The sequence below is a fragment of the Pseudomonas sp. B21-047 genome (assembly GCF_024748775.1).
In the GTDB taxonomy this organism is placed as follows: domain Bacteria; phylum Pseudomonadota; class Gammaproteobacteria; order Pseudomonadales; family Pseudomonadaceae; genus Aquipseudomonas; species Aquipseudomonas capeferrum.
Genome location: NZ_CP087169.1, coordinates 1,911,824 through 1,928,652 on the forward strand (window position 1 = coordinate 1,911,824; position 16,829 = coordinate 1,928,652).

Genomic DNA, 16,829 nt, shown 5'->3' on the forward strand with positions numbered 1-16,829 from the left:
CTGTGCTCTCATCGGAAGACCCAGAGGACCCGGGTCGTCTGGTCGGTCAGGTTGGCGTAGCGGAACTGGTTGTGCGGGGGGAGCTGAAAGCTGTCGTTGCGCCGCAGCGTCACCGCCTCGGCGTGGCCTTCGCGCCAAAGCGTCAGCTCGCCTTCGAGGACGAAGCCGCCTTGCTCGGAACTGTCGTTCAGGTGCCCCTCGCCACTGCTGGCGCCAGGCGCCAGGTGGCTTTCGAGCATGGAGAAGCCGCCATTGAGGGTAGGCGATACCAGCACGTCGCTGATGCCCTCGGCGTAGTAGATCGTGCGCCGTTCACCGGGCCGGGTGACCCAGTCCAGCGGGCGCGGCTGGCCGGCCTGGTAGAAGTAGGTGGTCGGCACGTGCAGGGCTTCGCTGATGGCCGTCAGGTCGGCCACGGTCGGGCGCGACAGGCCGCGCTCGACCTGCGAGAGAAAGCCCAGTGAGCGCTTGACCTTGCCGGCCAGCTCGTCAAGCGTCAGCCCGCGGTGCTTGCGCAGGTCGCGGATCAGCACCGCCAGTGTTTGAACTTCATCAGACATGGTCGCGCAACCTGTACCAGGCTTTGGCTGCGGCCTCCAGCGGTGCGGCCATCAAGTCGCCACCAGGGAAGCGACCGTTGTCGATGCCTTGGTACAACGTCAGCAGGTCGTCGTTGCCGAGGATCGCATCGCTGACCGCCCGCGCCCCAGCCAGGGTCGGCAGCACGCCATGACCGGAGAAACCCTGCAACCAATAGCGCTGGCCGTCACGGCCGATGTCGGGCGTGCGCTGGATGCTGCAGTCGATGTGGCCGCCCCAGGCAAAGTCGATGGCCACCCCAGCCAATTGCGGGAACACCCGTTCAAGGTAGGGGCGGGTGGCGCCGGCCACGTCCTTGGGGATGCCGCCCAGGTAGGTGCAGCCGCCGCCGAACAGCAGGCGGTTGTCGGGGGTAAGGCGGAAATAGTCGGGCACGAACTGGTTGTCGATCACGCAGCTGTTGCGCGGCAGTAATGATTTGGCGAAGTCGGTTTCCAGTGGCGCGGTCGTTACCTGGTAGGAGCCAACGGGCAGCAAACGGCGCGACAGTGCCGGGTCGAGGCGGTCGATGTAGGCGTTGCAGGCCAGCACCAGGACCTGGCTGTGCACCTCGCCATGGCCGGTGCGGGTGACATACCCGTTGCCGGTCTGCTGGTAGTCGAGCACCTGGCTTTGCTCGAAGATGTGCCCGCCGGCTGCCTCGATAGTGCTGGCCAGGCCTTGGGCCAGCTTGAGCGGGTTGAGGTGTGCACCTTTGGCGTCATACAGCGCAGCCTGGTAGCGCGGGCTGTCGATCCACTGGGGCAGCTCATCGCGCCCAATCAGGCGCAGGGCGTCATAGCCCCACTTGGCCTGGGCGTCATGCAGGGCATCCTCAAGCATCTTCACCCGCCGTGGCAACACGGCGGTCCACAAGCTGCCAAGCCGATAGTCGACATCGAAACCATGGCGTTGCGGCAGTTCACGCATTTCATCGGCGGCCCAGCACATGCTGTCCCACAAGCGCCTAGTGCGTTCGATGCCGAGGGTTTTTTCCAGCGGCGGCATGTCGCATGACCAGCCCAGCAACGCCTGGCCACCGTTGCGCCCGGACGCAGCCCAGGCCACACGGCTGGCTTCCAGCAGCGTCACTCGCTTGCCGGCCATGGCGAGGCGCAGGGCGGTGTGCAGGCCGCTGAACCCGGCGCCGACAATCAGCACGTCAGTGTCGTGTCGGCCTTGCAGAGTAGGGCGCAGAGGAATAGGGGTGGGGTAGGTCTGGGCGTAGTAGGTGGCAATGTGTTGCGCGGATTGCTTGAACATACCGGGGCCTCATGAAAATTTTTATCATTATTTTCATGAAAATTTAGCAGGTAAATTTCACGGCGCCAGTTTGTTTGTCGGGTTTTGTGGTTTTGGCATTGCCAGGGTTCAGGTTGCCGCCTTTTTCCTCGGTTGCCTTGGCTTGGCTGCGGCCGCCTTGCCTGCGGTGGTTTTGCCTTTCCCGCCGCCCCGGCGCTTCTTTTTCCAGGGCGGCGCGGCGCCGGCTGCCGGCCCTGTGATGGTCATGCGCATGCCGCTGCAGCGCTCGACCAGCTTGCCCATCCAGGCCGACTGCCGGGCGACGAACTCTTCCAGGCTCATTTCACCGCTCTGCACCATGTCCAGGGCCTGCTCCCAGATTGCCGTGGTGCCGGGGTCGGCGATAGCGCGTGGCACGGCGTCGATCAGGCTGAAGGCCGCAGGCGTCGCGGCCAAGGCCTTGCCGTGCTTGACCAGGTAGCCGCGGTCGAGCAGGCCCTGGATGATGCTGGCCCGGGTCGCTTCAGTGCCGATGCCGGTGGTTTCCTTGAGCTTCTGTTTCAGCCGAGGGTCATCTACCAGTTTGGCGACGTTCTTCATCGCCTTGATCAGGTCGCCTTCGGTGAAGGGCTTGGGTGGCTGGGTCCACATGTCCTTGAGCTGCAGGCCTTGCACGTTGCAGTCCTGGCCTTCGCGCAAGGCTGGCAGGACCTGGGCTGGCGCTGCCTCGCGGCCTTTGGCCGGGGTCAATGCCTCGGGCAAGGCACGCCGCCAGCCAGGCTCGACGATCTGCTTGCCCACGGCGCGCAGGGCATGGCCCGCACAGTCGAAATCGGCCTGGGTGCGGTCGTACTCGTGGTTGGGCAGAAACTGCGCCAGGTAACGGGCACGTATCAAGGTGTAGACCGCTTTGTACTTGGCGGGCAGGCGCGCGGGGTCGCTGGCCGCTGCTGTGGGGATGATGCCGTGGTGGGCACTGACCTTGGCATCGTTCCAGGCACGGGAGCGGCGCTGTGGCTCAAGGTAAGGCTGCAGCGGCGCAAGGCTGCTATCGGCGCGCTGCAACGCTGCGAGAATGGCGGGCGCCTCGGCGTGCTGGCTCAGTGGCAGGTAGCCGCAGTCGCTGCGCGGGTAGGTGATCAGCTTGTGGGTTTCGTACAGGGCCTGGGCGATGTCGAGGGTTTCCTGGGCGCCGAGGCCAAACTTTTTCGAGCACAGCTCCTGCAGGGTGCCCAGGTCGAAGGGCAGGGGGGCAGCTTCGCGCACGCGTTCTGTCGCCACCTTGACCGCTCGGGCCGTGCCCGCGTTACTCATATCGGCGGCAGCCTGTTGCGCCAAGGCCGGGTTGAGGCACCGGCCCTGGTCGTCACAGGCGTCCTCCGGGGCCCGCCATTGGGCATTGAAGCCTTGGCCGGCATGTTCGAGTTGCACGTCGATGGCCCAGAACGGCACTGGCACGAAGTCGGCGATGCTGCGATCGCGGTCCACCACCAGGCGCAGGGTCGGCGTCTGCACCCGGCCTACCGGCAACACCCCTTGGTAGCCGGACTGGCGGCCGAGCAAGGTAAACAGCCGGCTCATGTTCATGCCGATCAGCCAGTCGGCACGGGAGCGACCCAGCGCCGAGTGGTAAAGGCTGAACGTCTCTTGGCCGGGCAGCAGGCGCGCCAGGGCCTTGCGGATGGAGGCATCGTCGAGTGCCGACAGCCACAAACGCTGGATCGGCCCGCGGTAACGGCAGTGCTCGACCAGTTCGCGGGCGATCATCTCGCCTTCGCGGTCGGCGTCGGTGGCGATCACCAGTTCGCGCGCCTCGCCGAGCAGGCGCTTGACGGCCTTGAACTGGCTGGCGGTCTTGGGTTTGACCAGCATCTTCCATTTTTCGGGAATGATCGGCAGGTCGGCGAGGTTCCAGCGCTTGTAGCGTTCGTCGTAACTGTCGGGCGGGGCGGTTTCGAGCAGGTGGCCAATGCACCAGGTCACGCAGACATCGGTGCCTTGCCAGCAGCCGTCGGCCTTGCGAGTGGCGCCGAGTACTTTGGCGATGTCTTTTGCCTGGGAGGGTTTTTCGCAGAGGAACAGGCGCATGGCCGCAAACGCTTCATCGGGGGTGATGGGCACTAGGATGCGCAAGCAGGGGCGCAGAGGCAAGTTTTATCTGGATGGATGTACAGGTTTTGTCGGTCGACATGTTTTGCCTGCACTGCCCCTTTCGCGGGGCAGTGCAGGCAAACACTTAGGGATCAGGCGATTTCGCGAGAGTCGCGCACCATGTCCACATGCGGGATGCCGGCTTCAAGGAACTCTTCGCTGACGACGCGAAAGCCCAGGCGCTCGTAGAACGGCGTGGCGTGCACCTGGGCACTGAGTGTCTGCTGCTTCAGGTCGCGCTGCTGGGCTTCGATGATGACCGCATTCATCAGTGCATCGCCCACCTTCAGCCCGCGCCAGTCCTTGAGTACCGATACTCGGCCGATAGTGCCGTCGGGCAGCAGGCGGGCGGTACCGATCGGGTAGTCACCCTCCAGGGCCAGGAAGTGCACCGCAGTCGGATCGTCCGAGTCCCACTCGAGCTCTGGCGGTACGTGCTGTTCGGCAATGAACACCGCTTCACGGATACGCCGGATGTCGGCGTTGTCCTTATGCCAGTCGGCGAGGCGCACACGAATCTTATTCATTGGCGAATCCCAGGCTTCCTTGTTTGATCAGCTGCTGTACCAGCATAAGGCCATCTTCATCCTCCAACCACTCTGCAAGGTTTTCGATGTGTAACGCGTCCGCCGCACAGACCAGCTTCAGCAGCTCACGCAGCTTGGCGGGCAGTGGGCAGCTACGGCCGCTGGCGAACAGCATCAGGTCGTCATTGAGCTCGGACCAGGCCATGCGCGCACTTGGGTTACGGATCAGGATGGCGCCATCCTCAAGGGCTTCGATCAGCTCTTTCTCGCTCAGCTCTTCACCCACCACCTGCTCCGGGTAGCGCGGCTCGGTCATGAACTGGCCGAACCAGGTCAGCAGCAGGTCCTTGTCACCCATGTGCTTGTCGAGCAGGCCCTTGAGGCGGTCGAGGGCATCGTGCTGGATCTGGTGCGGGTCGCTGACCGGCTGCGCGTCGGCGTCGCTGTAGCGCTCTTCGTCCGGCAGGAACTGGCCGAGGAAGTCGGTGAAGTGGGTCAGCACTTCGGCGGCGCTCGGGGCACGGAAACCGACCGAGTAGGTCAGGCAGTCGTCCTCGGCTACGCCGTAGTGGGCCAGGCGCGGCGGCAGGTAGAGCATGTCGCCGGGCTCCAGGGTCCACTCACCGCTCTGTTCGAAGTCGGCCAGGATGCGCAGGTCGGCGTGCTCGATCAGCGGGCTGTCGCTGTTGCACATCTGGCCGATCTTCCAGTTGCGCTTGCCGTGGCCTTGCAGCAGGAACACGTCATAGTTGTCGAAGTGCGGGCCGACGCTGCCACCGGGGGCGGCGAAGCTGACCATCACATCGTCGATGCGCCAGCTGGGCAGGAAACGGAACTCTTGCAGCAGTTCGGCCACTTCCGGGACGAACTGGTCCACGGCCTGTACCAGCAAGGTCCAGTCACGCTCGGGCAGGGTGGCGAAGACATCTTCCTCGAACGGGCCGCGACGCAGTTCCCAAGGGCGTTCGCCGTGCTCGAGCACCAGGCGCGATTCAACTTCTTCTTCCAGCGCCAGGCCGGCCAGTTCGTCGGGTTCGATCGGGCTGATGAAGTCGGGGAAGGCCTGGCGTACCAGCAGGGGCTTCTTCTGCCAGTAGTCGCGCATGAATTCGCGGGCAGAGATGCCGCCCAGCAGCTGCAGTGGAGTATCAGGATTCATGTTCAACCTATTGAAAAAACGTAATTTTCGTCCGGGAATAAAAACGCCCGGCTAAGCCGGGCGTTGAACGCGACGGTCAGCTTAGATGCGTTTGGCCTGTGCTGCCGCGTTACCGATGTAGGTAGCAGGGGTCAGCAGCTTGAGCTCGGCCTTGGCGTCGGCTGGCATGTCCAGGCCGTCGATGAAGGTCAGCAGCGCTTCAGGGGTGATGCCCTTGCCACGGGTCAGCTCTTTGAGCTTCTCGTAGGGGTTTTCGATGTTGAAGCGGCGCATGACCGTCTGGATCGGCTCGGCCAGCACTTCCCAGCAGGCGTCCAGGTCGGCGGCGATGCGTGCGGTGTTGACTTCCAGCTTGCCGATGCCCTTGAGGCTGGCTTCGTAGGCGATGACGCTGTGTGCGAAGCCCACGCCCAGGTTGCGCAGCACGGTGGAGTCGGTCAGGTCACGCTGCCAGCGCGAGATCGGCAGCTTGCTGGCCAGGTGCTGGAACAGCGCGTTGGCGATACCCAGGTTGCCTTCGGAGTTTTCGAAGTCGATCGGGTTGACCTTGTGCGGCATGGTCGACGAGCCGATTTCGCCCGCGACGGTCTTCTGCTTGAAGTAGCCCAGGGAGATGTAGCCCCACACATCGCGGTCGAAGTCGATGAGGATGGTGTTGAAGCGGGCGATCGCATCGAACAGCTCGGCAATGTAGTCGTGCGGCTCGATCTGGGTGGTGTACGGGTTGAACTGCAGGCCCAGCTCGTCTTCGATGAAGGCGCGGGCGTTGGCTTCCCAGTCGATCTGCGAATAGGCCGACAGGTGGGCGTTGTAGTTGCCTACGGCGCCGTTGATCTTGCCCAGCAGCGGCACGGCGGCCACCTGGGCGATCTGGCGCTCCAGGCGGTACACGACGTTGGCCAGCTCTTTACCCAGGGTGGTCGGCGAAGCCGGTTGGCCGTGGGTGCGCGACAGCATCGGCACGTCGGCCAGGGCGTGGGCCTGGGCGCGGATGGCGTCGGCGATCTGGCGCATCAGCGGCAGCAGCACTTCGTCACGGCCGGCGCGCAGCATCAGGGCGTGGGACAGGTTGTTGATGTCCTCGCTGGTGCAGGCGAAGTGGATGAACTCGCTGACCTTGGCCAGCTCAGGCAGCTGGGCAGCCTGCTCCTTGAGCAGGTACTCGATGGCCTTGACGTCGTGGTTGGTGGTGCGCTCGATTTCCTTGACGCGTTCGGCGTGCTCAAGTTTGAAATCGGTGGCCAGGGTGTCCAGCACGGCGTTGGCTTCGGCGGAGAACGCCGGCACTTCGCCGATTTGCGGGTGGGCGGCCAGGCGCTGCAACCAGCGGACTTCGACCAGGGCGCGGAAACGGATCAGGCCGTATTCGCTGAAAATGGGGCGCAAGGCCTGGGTTTTGCCGGCATAACGGCCGTCTACAGGGGAAACCGCAGTGAGCGAGGAAAGCTGCATGGGGTGTTCTCGGACAGTCAGGCTTTTGGAAGGGCGCATATCATACATGAAAAATGCCTGTAGGAGCGGCCTTGCGTCGCGAAAGGGCTGCGCAGCGGCCCCGGCAATCTATGCTGGGGCGGCGATTCTGGGGCTGCTGTGCAGCCCTTTCGCGACGCAAGGCCGCTCCTACAGGTCCGGCGTTTTTCTTCAGGACGGCGTGCGCATCATGTCGTACAGTTCGTTGAGCAGCTTGCGGCGGCTGAACACCAACTGCCAGCGATGGCCGCCCAGTTGGCGCCACAGGCGCGCGGCGCGGATGCCGGCCAGCAGCAGGGCGCGGATCTTCGAGGCGTTGCTGGGCTGCTGCAGGAAACGCATGTCGCCGTGTACCTGAATACGCTGGCGCAAAGTGCTCAGGGTGTCCTGGTACAAGGCTCCACTGGAAGCGATGACGTTTTCATGAATCAGGCCGAAATGGTCGGCCTGCGACTGAATCTGCGGCAAGCGGTTGCCGATGGTGTCGAGCAGGTCGCCGCGCTTGGCCAGCTGGCGTTCCAGGCCCAGCATCGACAGGGCATAGCGCAGCGGCTCGCGCTGCAGGCTGCTGGGGTCGCGCTCGAGCGCGCCGACCAGGGCGCGGTAACCGTCGCGCAGGTTGAGGTCGTCACCGCCGAACACCTCCAGGGTGTCCTTGGGGTCGCGTACCAGCAGGCTGCCCAGCATGCAGCCGATGTTGGCCTCGCTGGCCTGGCCGGTGCGGGCGATGCGGTCGACCAGCACGGCGGCCTGGAACACACCGCCCAGGGCAATCAATTGCTCCTGCAGGTTGCTCATGCGCGCGGGCTCCAGGGCTCGGCGGTCTCGATCACGCCGCCACCCAGGCATACCTCGCCGTCGTAGAACACCACCGACTGGCCGGGCGTCACGGCCCGCTGCGGCTCGTCGAACACCGCGCGGTAGCCGTTATCGCTGCGCTCAAGGGTACAACCCTGGTCGCCCTGGCGGTAACGCACCTTGGCAGTCAGGCGGCGTGGGCTGGACAGGTCGATTGGGTTGACCCAGTAGATGTCCGAGGCCAGCAAGGCGCGGGAGAACAGCCACGGGTGCTCATTGCCCTGGCCGACCACCAGCACGTTGCGCGAGAGGTCTTTGTCGAGCACGTACCACGGCTCGTCACCGGCATCCTTGAGGCCGCCGATACCCAGGCCCTGGCGCTGGCCGATGGTGTGGTACATCAGGCCATGATGGCGGCCGATGACTTCGCCGTCGGTGGTCTGGATTTCACCTGGCTGGGCCGGCAGGTACTGCTTGAGGAAGTCGCTGAAGCGGCGCTCGCCAATGAAGCAGATACCGGTGGAGTCCTTTTTCTTGGCCGTGGCCAAGCCGTGCTTTTCGGCAATGGCGCGGACCTCGGGTTTTTCCAGTTCGCCGACCGGGAACAGGGTGCGGGCGATTTCCTTGCCGCCGACGGCATGCAGGAAGTAGCTCTGGTCCTTGTTCGGGTCCAGGCCCTTGAGCAGCTCGGTGAGCTCACCGGTGTCGCGGCGGCGCACGTAGTGGCCGGTGGCGATCAGGTCGGCACCCAGCGACAGGGCGTAGTCGAGAAACGCCTTGAACTTGATTTCGCGGTTGCAGAGGATGTCGGGGTTGGGCGTGCGGCCGGCCTTGTATTCTTCGAGGAAGTGCTCGAACACGTGGTCCCAGTACTCGGCGGCGAAGTTGGCGGTGTGCAGCTTGATGCCGATGCGGTCGCACACGGCCTGGGCGTCGGCCAGGTCTTCGCGGGCGGTGCAGTATTCGGTGCCGTCGTCCTCTTCCCAGTTTTTCATGAACAGCCCTTCCACCTGGTAGCCCTGCTCCATGAGCAGAAGGGCGGAGACGGAAGAGTCCACGCCGCCGGACATGCCGACGATGACGCGGGTCTTGGCGGGGTCTTTGAGTGCTGGGCTGGTCATGGCTACCGATGTGTATCAGAGGGGAAAAACGCCGATTCTATCAAACCCGAGGCCGCGCGTCAGTCGCGCAGCAGGGCGAGGCTGTGCAGCGGGCCGGCCAGGTAGTCGTCGAGGCAGCGCGGCACCAGCTCGCTGCGCCAGCGGCTAGGGTCGGCGAGCAGCTCGTCGCGGGTCAGCCAGACGGCGCGGACGATGTCGCTGTCCAGCCCCAGGTCGGCGTGATGGCGCACCGGGCGCGCGGCGAAGCAGATGCGCTGGTAGGTCACACCATTGCTGGGTGCGGTGTACAGGTAGATGCCGACCACGCCGGTCAGTTCGACTTCCCAGGCGGTTTCTTCGAGGGTTTCGCGCAGGGCGGCCTGGGGCAGGGTTTCGTTGGGTTCCAGGTGGCCAGCGGGCTGGTTGAAAACATGCTGGCCAGCTTTGAACTCTTCGACGAAGAGGAATTTGCCCTCGTGCTCGACGACGGTGGCGACGGTGATATGGGGTTGCCAGGACACGGTCGATTCTCTCCCTAAGTAGCAAGTTTCAAGCTGCAAGCCACAAGTCGAAGCAGTACGCGGGCTGCTTTGACTTGTGGCTTGCAGCTTGCGGCTAAAAAGCACAAACCCCGGTGCGTGGCCGGGGTTTGTGGTGTTACATCAAGCGTACCTTACAGAGCGGCAATGGCGCTGTTGAAGGTCTGGCTTGGGCGCATTACCTTGGCGGTCAGCTCGGCATCCGTGGCGTAGTAGCCACCGATGTCGGCCGGCTTGCCCTGAACGGCGTTGAGCTCGGCGACGATGGTCGCTTCGTTCTCGGCCAGGGTTTTAGCCAGCGGGGCGAAGCGCGCCTGCAGGGCGGCGTCGTCAGCCTGGGCGGCCAGGGCTTCGGCCCAGTACAGGGTCAGGTAGAAGTGGCTGCCGCGGTTGTCGATGCCACCGACTTTGCGCGAAGGCGACTTGTTGGTGTCGAGGAACTTGCCGGTAGCTTGGTCCAGGGTGTTGGCCAGGACCTTGGCACGCGGGTTGTCGTAGGTGTTGCCCAGGTGCTCCAGGGAAGCGGCAAGGGCCAGGAACTCACCCAGCGAGTCCCAACGCAGGAAGTTCTCTTCGACCAACTGCTGCACGTGCTTGGGTGCCGAACCGCCAGCGCCGGTTTCGAACAGGCCACCGCCGTTCATCAGCGGTACGATCGACAGCATCTTGGCGCTGGTGCCCAGCTCCATGATCGGGAACAGGTCGGTCAGGTAGTCGCGCAGCACGTTGCCGGTCACCGAGATGGTGTCCTTGCCTTCGCGGATGCGGGCCAGGGAGAACTTGATGGCGTCGACCGGGGCCAGGATACGGATGTCCAGGCCGGTGGTGTCGTGATCCTTCAGGTACTGCTGCACCTTCTCGATCATCACGCCGTCGTGGGCGCGCGCCGGGTCCAGCCAGAACACCGCCGGGGTGTTGCTCAGGCGGGCACGGTTGACGGCCAGCTTGACCCAGTCCTGGATCGGCGCGTCCTTGGTCTGGCACATGCGGAAGATGTCACCCGCTTCGACGTTCTGCTGCAGCACGACCTGGCCTTTGCCATCGACCACACGCACCACGCCATCGGCCTGGATCTGGAAGGTCTTGTCGTGGGAGCCGTACTCTTCGGCTTTCTGCGCCATCAGGCCGACGTTCGGTACGCTGCCCATGGTGGTCGGGTCGAAGGCGCCGTTGGCCTTGCAGTCTTCGATGGTGGCCTGGTAGATGCCGGCGTAGCAGCGGTCCGGGATGATCGCCTTGGCGTCCTGCAGCTCACCTGCGGTGTTCCACATCTTGCCCGAGTCACGGATCATGGCCGGCATCGAGGCGTCGACGATGACGTCGCTCGGCACGTGCAGGTTGGTGATGCCTTTGTCGGAGTTGACCATGGCCAGGGCCGGGCGAACGGCGTACAGGGCCTGGATGTCGGCTTCGATCTCGGCCTGCTTGTCAGCTGGCAGGTCCTTGATGCGGGCGTACAGGTCGCCGATGCCGTTGTTGGCGTTGAAGCCCACTTCAGCCAGTGCGGCGGCATGCTTGGCCAGCACGTCGTTGTAGAACGCTTCGACGATGACGCCGAACATGATCGGGTCGGAGACCTTCATCATGGTGGCTTTCAGGTGTACCGACAGCAGCACGCCAGAGGCCTTGGCATCGGCGATCTGCTCGGCGATGAAGGCTTGCAGGGCCTTGCGGCTCATGGTGGCGCAGTCGACGATCTCGGCAGCTTTGACCGCAGTCTTGGCTTTCAGAACGGTGGTGGTGCCGTCTTTACCGACCAGCTCGATGCGCAGGCTGTCGTCAGCCTCGATCAGCGCGGCCTTTTCGCTGCCGTAGAAGTCGCCTTGGGTCATGTGGGCAACGTGCGACTGCGAGTCGGCAGCCCAGGCGCCCATCTTGTGCGGGTGCTTGCGTGCGTAGTTCTTGACCGACAGCGGGGCGCGGCGGTCGGAGTTGCCTTCGCGCAGTACTGGGTTGACGGCGCTGCCCTTGATGCGGTCGTAGCGGGCGCGGGATTCTTTCTCGGCCTCGGTGGACGGCTCGTCGGCGTAGTCGGGGATGTTGAAGCCTTTGCCTTGCAGTTCCTTGATCGCGGCCTTGAGCTGCGGTACCGAGGCGCTGATGTTTGGCAGCTTGATGATGTTGGCTTCAGGCGTGGTAGCCAGTTGGCCCAGTTCCGCCAAGTGATCGCCTACTTGCTTCTCGGCGCCCAGTTGCTCCGGGAAAGCCGCGAGGATACGGCCAGCCAGGGAAATGTCGCGAGTTTCGACGGCGATGTCAGCCGAGGCGGTGAACGCTTCGACGATCGGCAGCAGCGAGTAGGTGGCGAGGGCAGGGGCTTCGTCGGTGAAGGTATAGATGATCTTGGAACGGGTGGGCATGCGGTTTAACTCTCTATGTGCTGAGCGTACTCGAGTCTCGAGGTGCGCAGGGTAGGCGCTTCGCCCTGGCGACGCCATGAGCGGAAAGTCGAGAGGCTGCGAGCGGTGATGGTGGATGCATCAGTCGAGCGTCAAGTGCTGAACTGCGGTAACAGCCCAGGCTTCGTGGCCGTTCTTGGCCAAGGGCGAGCCGCATTTTCCAAGGGTTCGCCCCGATGACCCTACGGTCGCGGCGCAGTATATCAAACCAATCGGGCTATTCAGCAAGGCGAAGTGACATCGGCGCCATTTATAAGACCAAAGACGTAGGGGCAATGTGGCGCGTTGTCGCAGTGCTTGCAGGTCAGCAGATGTGGTTTAGGCTCAGTGGATCGCACGATGTCCAATCACACCCGAAAGCGGAGTAGTGCAAGCATGGGATACCAGAAAATCAAGGTTCCGACCGACGGCACCAAGATCACCGTCAATGCAGACCATTCGCTCAATGTGCCCGACAACCCCATCATTCCCTATATCGAAGGCGACGGGATCGGCGTCGATGTCTCGCCGGTGATGATCAAGGTGGTGGATGCTGCCGTACAGAAAGCCTACGGCGGCAAGCGCAAGATTGCCTGGATGGAGGTGTACGCGGGCGAGAAGGCCACACAGGTCTATGACCAGGACACCTGGCTGCCGCAGGAAACCCTCGATGCGGTGCGTGAGTACGTGGTGTCGATCAAGGGGCCGCTGACCACACCGGTCGGCGGTGGCATCCGCTCACTCAACGTTGCCTTGCGCCAGCAGCTTGACCTGTACGTGTGCCTGCGCCCGGTGGTGTGGTTCCAGGGCGTGCCGAGCCCGGTGAAGAAGCCTGGCGATGTCGATATGGTGATCTTCCGTGAGAACTCCGAAGACATTTATGCGGGCATCGAATGGAAGGCCGGCTCGCCCGAGGCGAACAAGGTGATCAAGTTCCTCAAGGAGGAAATGGGCGTCACCAAGATCCGCTTCGACCAGGACTGCGGCATTGGCGTCAAGCCCGTCTCCAGGGAGGGCACCAAGCGCCTGGTGCGCAAGGCGTTGCAATACGTGGTGGACAACGACCGCGAATCGCTCACGCTGGTGCACAAGGGCAACATCATGAAGTTCACCGAAGGTGCCTTCAAGGACTGGGGTTACGAGGTGGCCCGCGACGAGTTTGGCGCCGAGCTGCTCGACGGCGGCCCCTGGATGAAGTTCAACAACCCCAAGACCGGTCGCGAGGTCATCGTCAAGGATGCCATCGCCGACGCCATGCTCCAGCAGATCCTGCTGCGCCCGGCCGAGTACGACGTGATCGCCACCCTCAACCTCAACGGTGACTACCTGTCTGACGCCTTGGCGGCGGAAGTGGGCGGTATCGGCATCGCGCCGGGCGCCAACCTGTCCGACACCGTGGCCATGTTCGAAGCTACCCACGGCACCGCGCCCAAGTATGCCGGGCAGGACAAGGTCAACCCGGGCTCGGTGATTCTGTCGGCAGAGATGATGCTGCGCCACATGGGCTGGACCGAGGCGGCCGACCTGATCATCAAGGGCACCAACGGCGCGATTGCCGCCAAGACCGTGACCTACGACTTCGAGCGCCTGATGGAAGGGGCGAAGTTGGTGGGCAGTTCAGGCTTTGGCGATGAGATGATCAAGCATATGTGAGGCAAGAGAAAACCGGTCGCCTGGCTAAAGAGGCGACCGGTTTTTTCGTATACCGACACGGAGCAGGGTTCAGGCTCTGGCGGTTTCGCTCGCGGTCTGGCTTTGGGCCTTGGCAGCCGCAGCGGTAACGGCGTCCATTATCTTGACCGCGTGCAGGCCTTTGGGGCCCTGGATGATTTCGAATTCCACGGCCTGGCCAGCCTTGAGCGTTTTGTATCCGTCCATCTGGATGGCCGAGTAATGAGCGAACAGGTCATCGGATTTACCATCCTCGTTGATGAATCCGTAGCCCTTGGCATTGTTGAACCACTTGACTTTACCGCTTGCCATCCCTATGTCCCTCTGCAAAGGACTCCATCACTGGAGTATCATCCACTTCATCCGCATACGAACCATGCGAAAAATCTGGTTGACTGCGCGGATCTTTATCGACCACGGTGGGTTCTTATTGGTTGTAACACCGTTTTGCCGATAGTCAAGGTCAGGCGGCGCGTGCGCCGTAGGCGAACTTTGCGCTCAACCGACAACTTTAACCTGTCGATCATGATGAAATTCTTTCCATGCATGCACCCAGTGAGATTCGACTAACATTCAATCAGGATCGCCCGCAATCGAATGAGGACGACGGCTCAGGTCTTGCTGTCCAGGAAGCCAAGCCGATCCTGCAGGCGCCACCGATGTACAAGGTGGTTTTGTTCAACGATGACTACACACCGATGGATTTCGTCGTCGAAGTGCTCGAGACGTTCTTCAGTCTGAACCGCGAGCTGGCGACCAAGATCATGCTGACCGTCCATACCGAGGGGCGGGCAGTGTGCGGATTGTTTACCCGTGACATCGCCGAAACAAAGGCCATGCAGGTCAACCAATACGCCAGGGAAAGCCAGCATCCGCTACTCTGTGAAATCGAGAAGGACGGTTAATCGCCGACCACTTGGGTATGAGGTGAAGCTATGTTAAACCGCGAGCTCGAAGTCACCCTCAATCTGGCCTTCAAGGAGGCTCGTTCGAAACGTCATGAATTCATGACCGTCGAACATCTGCTGCTGGCACTCCTTGACAACGAGGCTGCCGCGACCGTTCTGCGCGCCTGTGGCGCCAATCTCGACAAACTCAAGCACGACCTGCAAGAGTTCATCGATTCCACCACGCCCCTGATTCCGGTCAACGATGAAGACCGCGAGACCCAGCCAACCCTGGGCTTCCAGCGTGTGCTGCAGCGTGCCGTGTTCCATGTGCAAAGCTCCGGCAAGCGCGAAGTGACCGGCGCCAACGTGCTGGTGGCGATCTTCAGCGAACAGGAAAGCCAGGCCGTGTTCCTGCTCAAGCAGCAGAGCGTGGCCCGGATCGACGTGGTCAACTACATCGCCCATGGCATTTCCAAGGTGCCGGGCCATGGCCCGAACACTGAAGGCGACCAGGAAATGCAGGACGAGGACGGTGGCGAAGCGTCATCGTCGAGCAACCCGCTGGATGCTTACGCCAGCAACCTGAACGAGCTGGCCCGCGCCGGGCGCATCGACCCGCTGGTCGGGCGCGAGCAGGAGGTCGAGCGCGTCGCGCAGATTCTGGCGCGTCGGCGCAAGAACAACCCGCTGCTGGTGGGTGAGGCCGGGGTGGGCAAAACTGCCATTGCCGAAGGCCTGGCCAAGCGTATCGTCGACGGTCAGGTGCCTGACCTGCTGGCCCAGAGCGTGGTGTACTCCCTCGACCTGGGTGCGCTGCTGGCCGGCACCAAGTACCGTGGCGACTTCGAGAAGCGTTTCAAGGCGCTGCTCGGCGAGCTGCGCAAGCGCCCGCAGGCGATCCTGTTCATCGATGAGATCCACACCATCATCGGTGCCGGTGCGGCGTCTGGTGGGGTCATGGATGCATCCAACCTGCTCAAGCCGCTGCTGTCGTCTGGCGACATTCGCTGCATTGGCTCGACTACCTTCCAAGAGTTTCGCGGCATCTTCGAGAAGGACCGTGCCCTGGCGCGACGCTTCCAGAAGGTCGATGTCAGCGAGCCTTCGGTGGAGGACACCGTGGGCATCCTGCGCGGGCTCAAGGGCCGGTTCGAGAGCCATCACAACATCGAGTACAGCGACGAAGCCCTGCGCGCCGCCGCCGAGCTGGCCTCGCGCTACATCAATGACCGGCACATGCCGGACAAGGCCATCGACGTGATCGACGAGGCGGGTGCCTACCAGCGCCTGCAGCCAGAGGCGAACCGGGTCAAACGCATCGACGTGCCGCAAGTTGAAGACATCGTCGCCAAGATTGCACGGATTCCGCCGAAGCATGTCAGCAGCTCCGACAAGGAACTGTTGCGTAACCTGGAGCGTGACCTGAAGCTGACCGTGTTCGGGCAGGACCCTGCCATCGACTCGCTGTCGACCGCGATCAAGCTGTCCCGTGCCGGGCTCAAGGCGCCTGACAAGCCGGTCGGCTCGTTCCTGTTCGCCGGGCCTACCGGTGTCGGCAAGACCGAAGCGGCGCGGCAGCTGGCCAAGGCGCTGGGCGTAGAGCTGGTGCGCTTCGACATGTCCGAGTACATGGAGCGGCATACCGTTTCGCGCCTGATCGGTGCCCCGCCCGGTTATGTCGGGTTCGACCAGGGTGGCCTGTTGACCGAGGCAATCACCAAGCAGCCGCATTGCGTCCTGCTGCTGGACGAAATCGAGAAGGCCCACCCGGAAGTCTTCAACCTGCTGCTGCAGGTGATGGACCACGGCACGCTGACCGACAACAACGGGCGCAAGGCGGACTTCCGTAACGTGATCCTGATCATGACCACCAACGCCGGGGCTGAAACCGCGGCGCGGGCTTCGATCGGGTTTACCCATCAGGACCATGCGTCCGATGCCATGGAAGTCATCCGCAAGAGCTTCACGCCGGAGTTCCGCAACCGTCTGGACACCATCATCCAGTTTGGCCGCCTGAGCCACGAGACGATCAAGAGCATCGTCGACAAGTTCCTCATCGAGCTGCAGGCCCAGCTGGAAGACAAGCGTGTGCTGCTGGAAGTCAGTGATGACGCCCGCGGCTGGCTGGCGGCCTCGGGCTACGATGTGCAGATGGGCGCGCGGCCAATGGCGCGGCTGATCCAGGACAAGATCAAACGGCCACTGGCCGAGGAGATCCTGTTTGGCGAGCTGGCCGAGCATGGTGGCGTGGTGCACGTCGACCTGCGCGATGGCGAGCTGGTGTTCGACTTCGAGACCACGGCTGAGGTGGCGTGACAGTGGGGC

14 protein-coding genes are annotated in these 16,829 nt (G+C 63.2%); 3 read left to right on the forward strand and 11 right to left on the reverse strand.

Features of this window, described 5'->3' with window-relative positions; all coding sequences use genetic code 11:
• Positions 1 to 8: 8 nt before the first annotated feature.
• The 10 genes from LOY26_RS08750 to LOY26_RS08795 all read right to left on the reverse strand — a co-directional run bounded on the left by LOY26_RS08750 (position 9) and on the right by LOY26_RS08795 (position 11,925).
• Positions 9 to 560 (reverse strand): helix-turn-helix domain-containing protein, encoded by a 552-nt coding sequence (locus tag LOY26_RS08750; protein WP_033696721.1) that lies wholly within the window; start codon positions 558 to 560, stop codon positions 9 to 11.
• Positions 553 to 1,842 (reverse strand): FAD-binding oxidoreductase, encoded by a 1,290-nt coding sequence (locus LOY26_RS08755; RefSeq protein WP_258714604.1) that lies wholly within the window; start codon positions 1,840 to 1,842, stop codon positions 553 to 555. Before LOY26_RS08755 ends, LOY26_RS08750 begins: the two co-directional genes overlap by 8 nt.
• Positions 1,843 to 1,950: 108 nt before the next feature.
• Complete coding sequence (locus tag LOY26_RS08760) at positions 1,951 to 3,909, reverse strand: DNA topoisomerase III (protein ID WP_186660204.1); 1,959 nt, start codon at positions 3,907 to 3,909, stop codon at positions 1,951 to 1,953.
• 155 nt (positions 3,910 to 4,064) lie between these two features.
• Complete coding sequence (locus LOY26_RS08765; protein ID WP_033696724.1) at positions 4,065 to 4,499, reverse strand: GNAT family N-acetyltransferase; 435 nt, start codon at positions 4,497 to 4,499, stop codon at positions 4,065 to 4,067.
• Positions 4,492 to 5,658, reverse strand: coding sequence for a cupin domain-containing protein (locus LOY26_RS08770; RefSeq protein ID WP_186663854.1), 1,167 nt, complete (start codon positions 5,656 to 5,658; stop codon positions 4,492 to 4,494). The genes LOY26_RS08765 and LOY26_RS08770 overlap by 8 nt, the downstream gene beginning before the upstream one ends.
• A gap of 81 nt (positions 5,659 to 5,739) precedes the next feature.
• Entirely contained in the window at positions 5,740 to 7,110 is a 1,371-nt protein-coding gene (gene purB / locus LOY26_RS08775) for an adenylosuccinate lyase (RefSeq protein ID WP_033699922.1), read from the reverse strand.
• A gap of 189 nt (positions 7,111 to 7,299) precedes the next feature.
• Entirely contained in the window at positions 7,300 to 7,926 is a 627-nt protein-coding gene (gene hflD / locus LOY26_RS08780) for a high frequency lysogenization protein HflD (RefSeq protein ID WP_186660163.1), read from the reverse strand.
• Positions 7,923 to 9,047, reverse strand: a complete 1,125-nt coding sequence (gene mnmA, locus LOY26_RS08785) for a tRNA 2-thiouridine(34) synthase MnmA (RefSeq protein ID WP_186660161.1) — start codon at positions 9,045 to 9,047, stop codon at positions 7,923 to 7,925. Before mnmA ends, hflD begins: the two co-directional genes overlap by 4 nt.
• Positions 9,048 to 9,106: 59 nt before the next feature.
• On the reverse strand, positions 9,107 to 9,547 hold the full coding sequence (locus LOY26_RS08790) for an NUDIX hydrolase (RefSeq protein ID WP_186663853.1): 441 nt from the start codon (positions 9,545 to 9,547) through the stop codon (positions 9,107 to 9,109).
• 152 nt (positions 9,548 to 9,699) lie between these two features.
• Complete coding sequence (locus tag LOY26_RS08795) at positions 9,700 to 11,925, reverse strand: NADP-dependent isocitrate dehydrogenase (RefSeq protein WP_095064360.1); 2,226 nt, start codon at positions 11,923 to 11,925, stop codon at positions 9,700 to 9,702.
• 414 nt (positions 11,926 to 12,339) lie between these two features.
• Here LOY26_RS08795 and icd point away from each other — a divergent pair, with 414 nt between their 5' ends.
• Positions 12,340 to 13,596: an NADP-dependent isocitrate dehydrogenase gene (icd, locus tag LOY26_RS08800; protein ID WP_033696730.1), complete on the forward strand. Its 1,257-nt coding sequence runs from the start codon at positions 12,340 to 12,342 to the stop codon at positions 13,594 to 13,596.
• A gap of 69 nt (positions 13,597 to 13,665) precedes the next feature.
• Here icd and cspD read toward each other — a convergent pair whose 3' ends face one another.
• Entirely contained in the window at positions 13,666 to 13,926 is a 261-nt protein-coding gene (gene cspD / locus LOY26_RS08805) for a cold shock domain-containing protein CspD (protein WP_033696731.1), read from the reverse strand.
• Positions 13,927 to 14,156: 230 nt separating this feature from the next.
• On the opposite strand from cspD, the gene clpS reads away from it, so the two are divergent.
• Both clpS and clpA read left to right on the forward strand, forming a co-directional pair.
• Positions 14,157 to 14,519, forward strand: coding sequence for an ATP-dependent Clp protease adapter ClpS (gene clpS / locus LOY26_RS08810; protein WP_003251220.1), 363 nt, complete (start codon positions 14,157 to 14,159; stop codon positions 14,517 to 14,519).
• A gap of 30 nt (positions 14,520 to 14,549) precedes the next feature.
• The gene (gene clpA, locus LOY26_RS08815; RefSeq protein ID WP_186660157.1) at positions 14,550 to 16,820 is read left to right on the forward strand and encodes an ATP-dependent Clp protease ATP-binding subunit ClpA; all 2,271 of its coding nucleotides are present in this window, start codon (positions 14,550 to 14,552) and stop codon (positions 16,818 to 16,820) included.
• Positions 16,821 to 16,829: the final 9 nt, after the last annotated feature.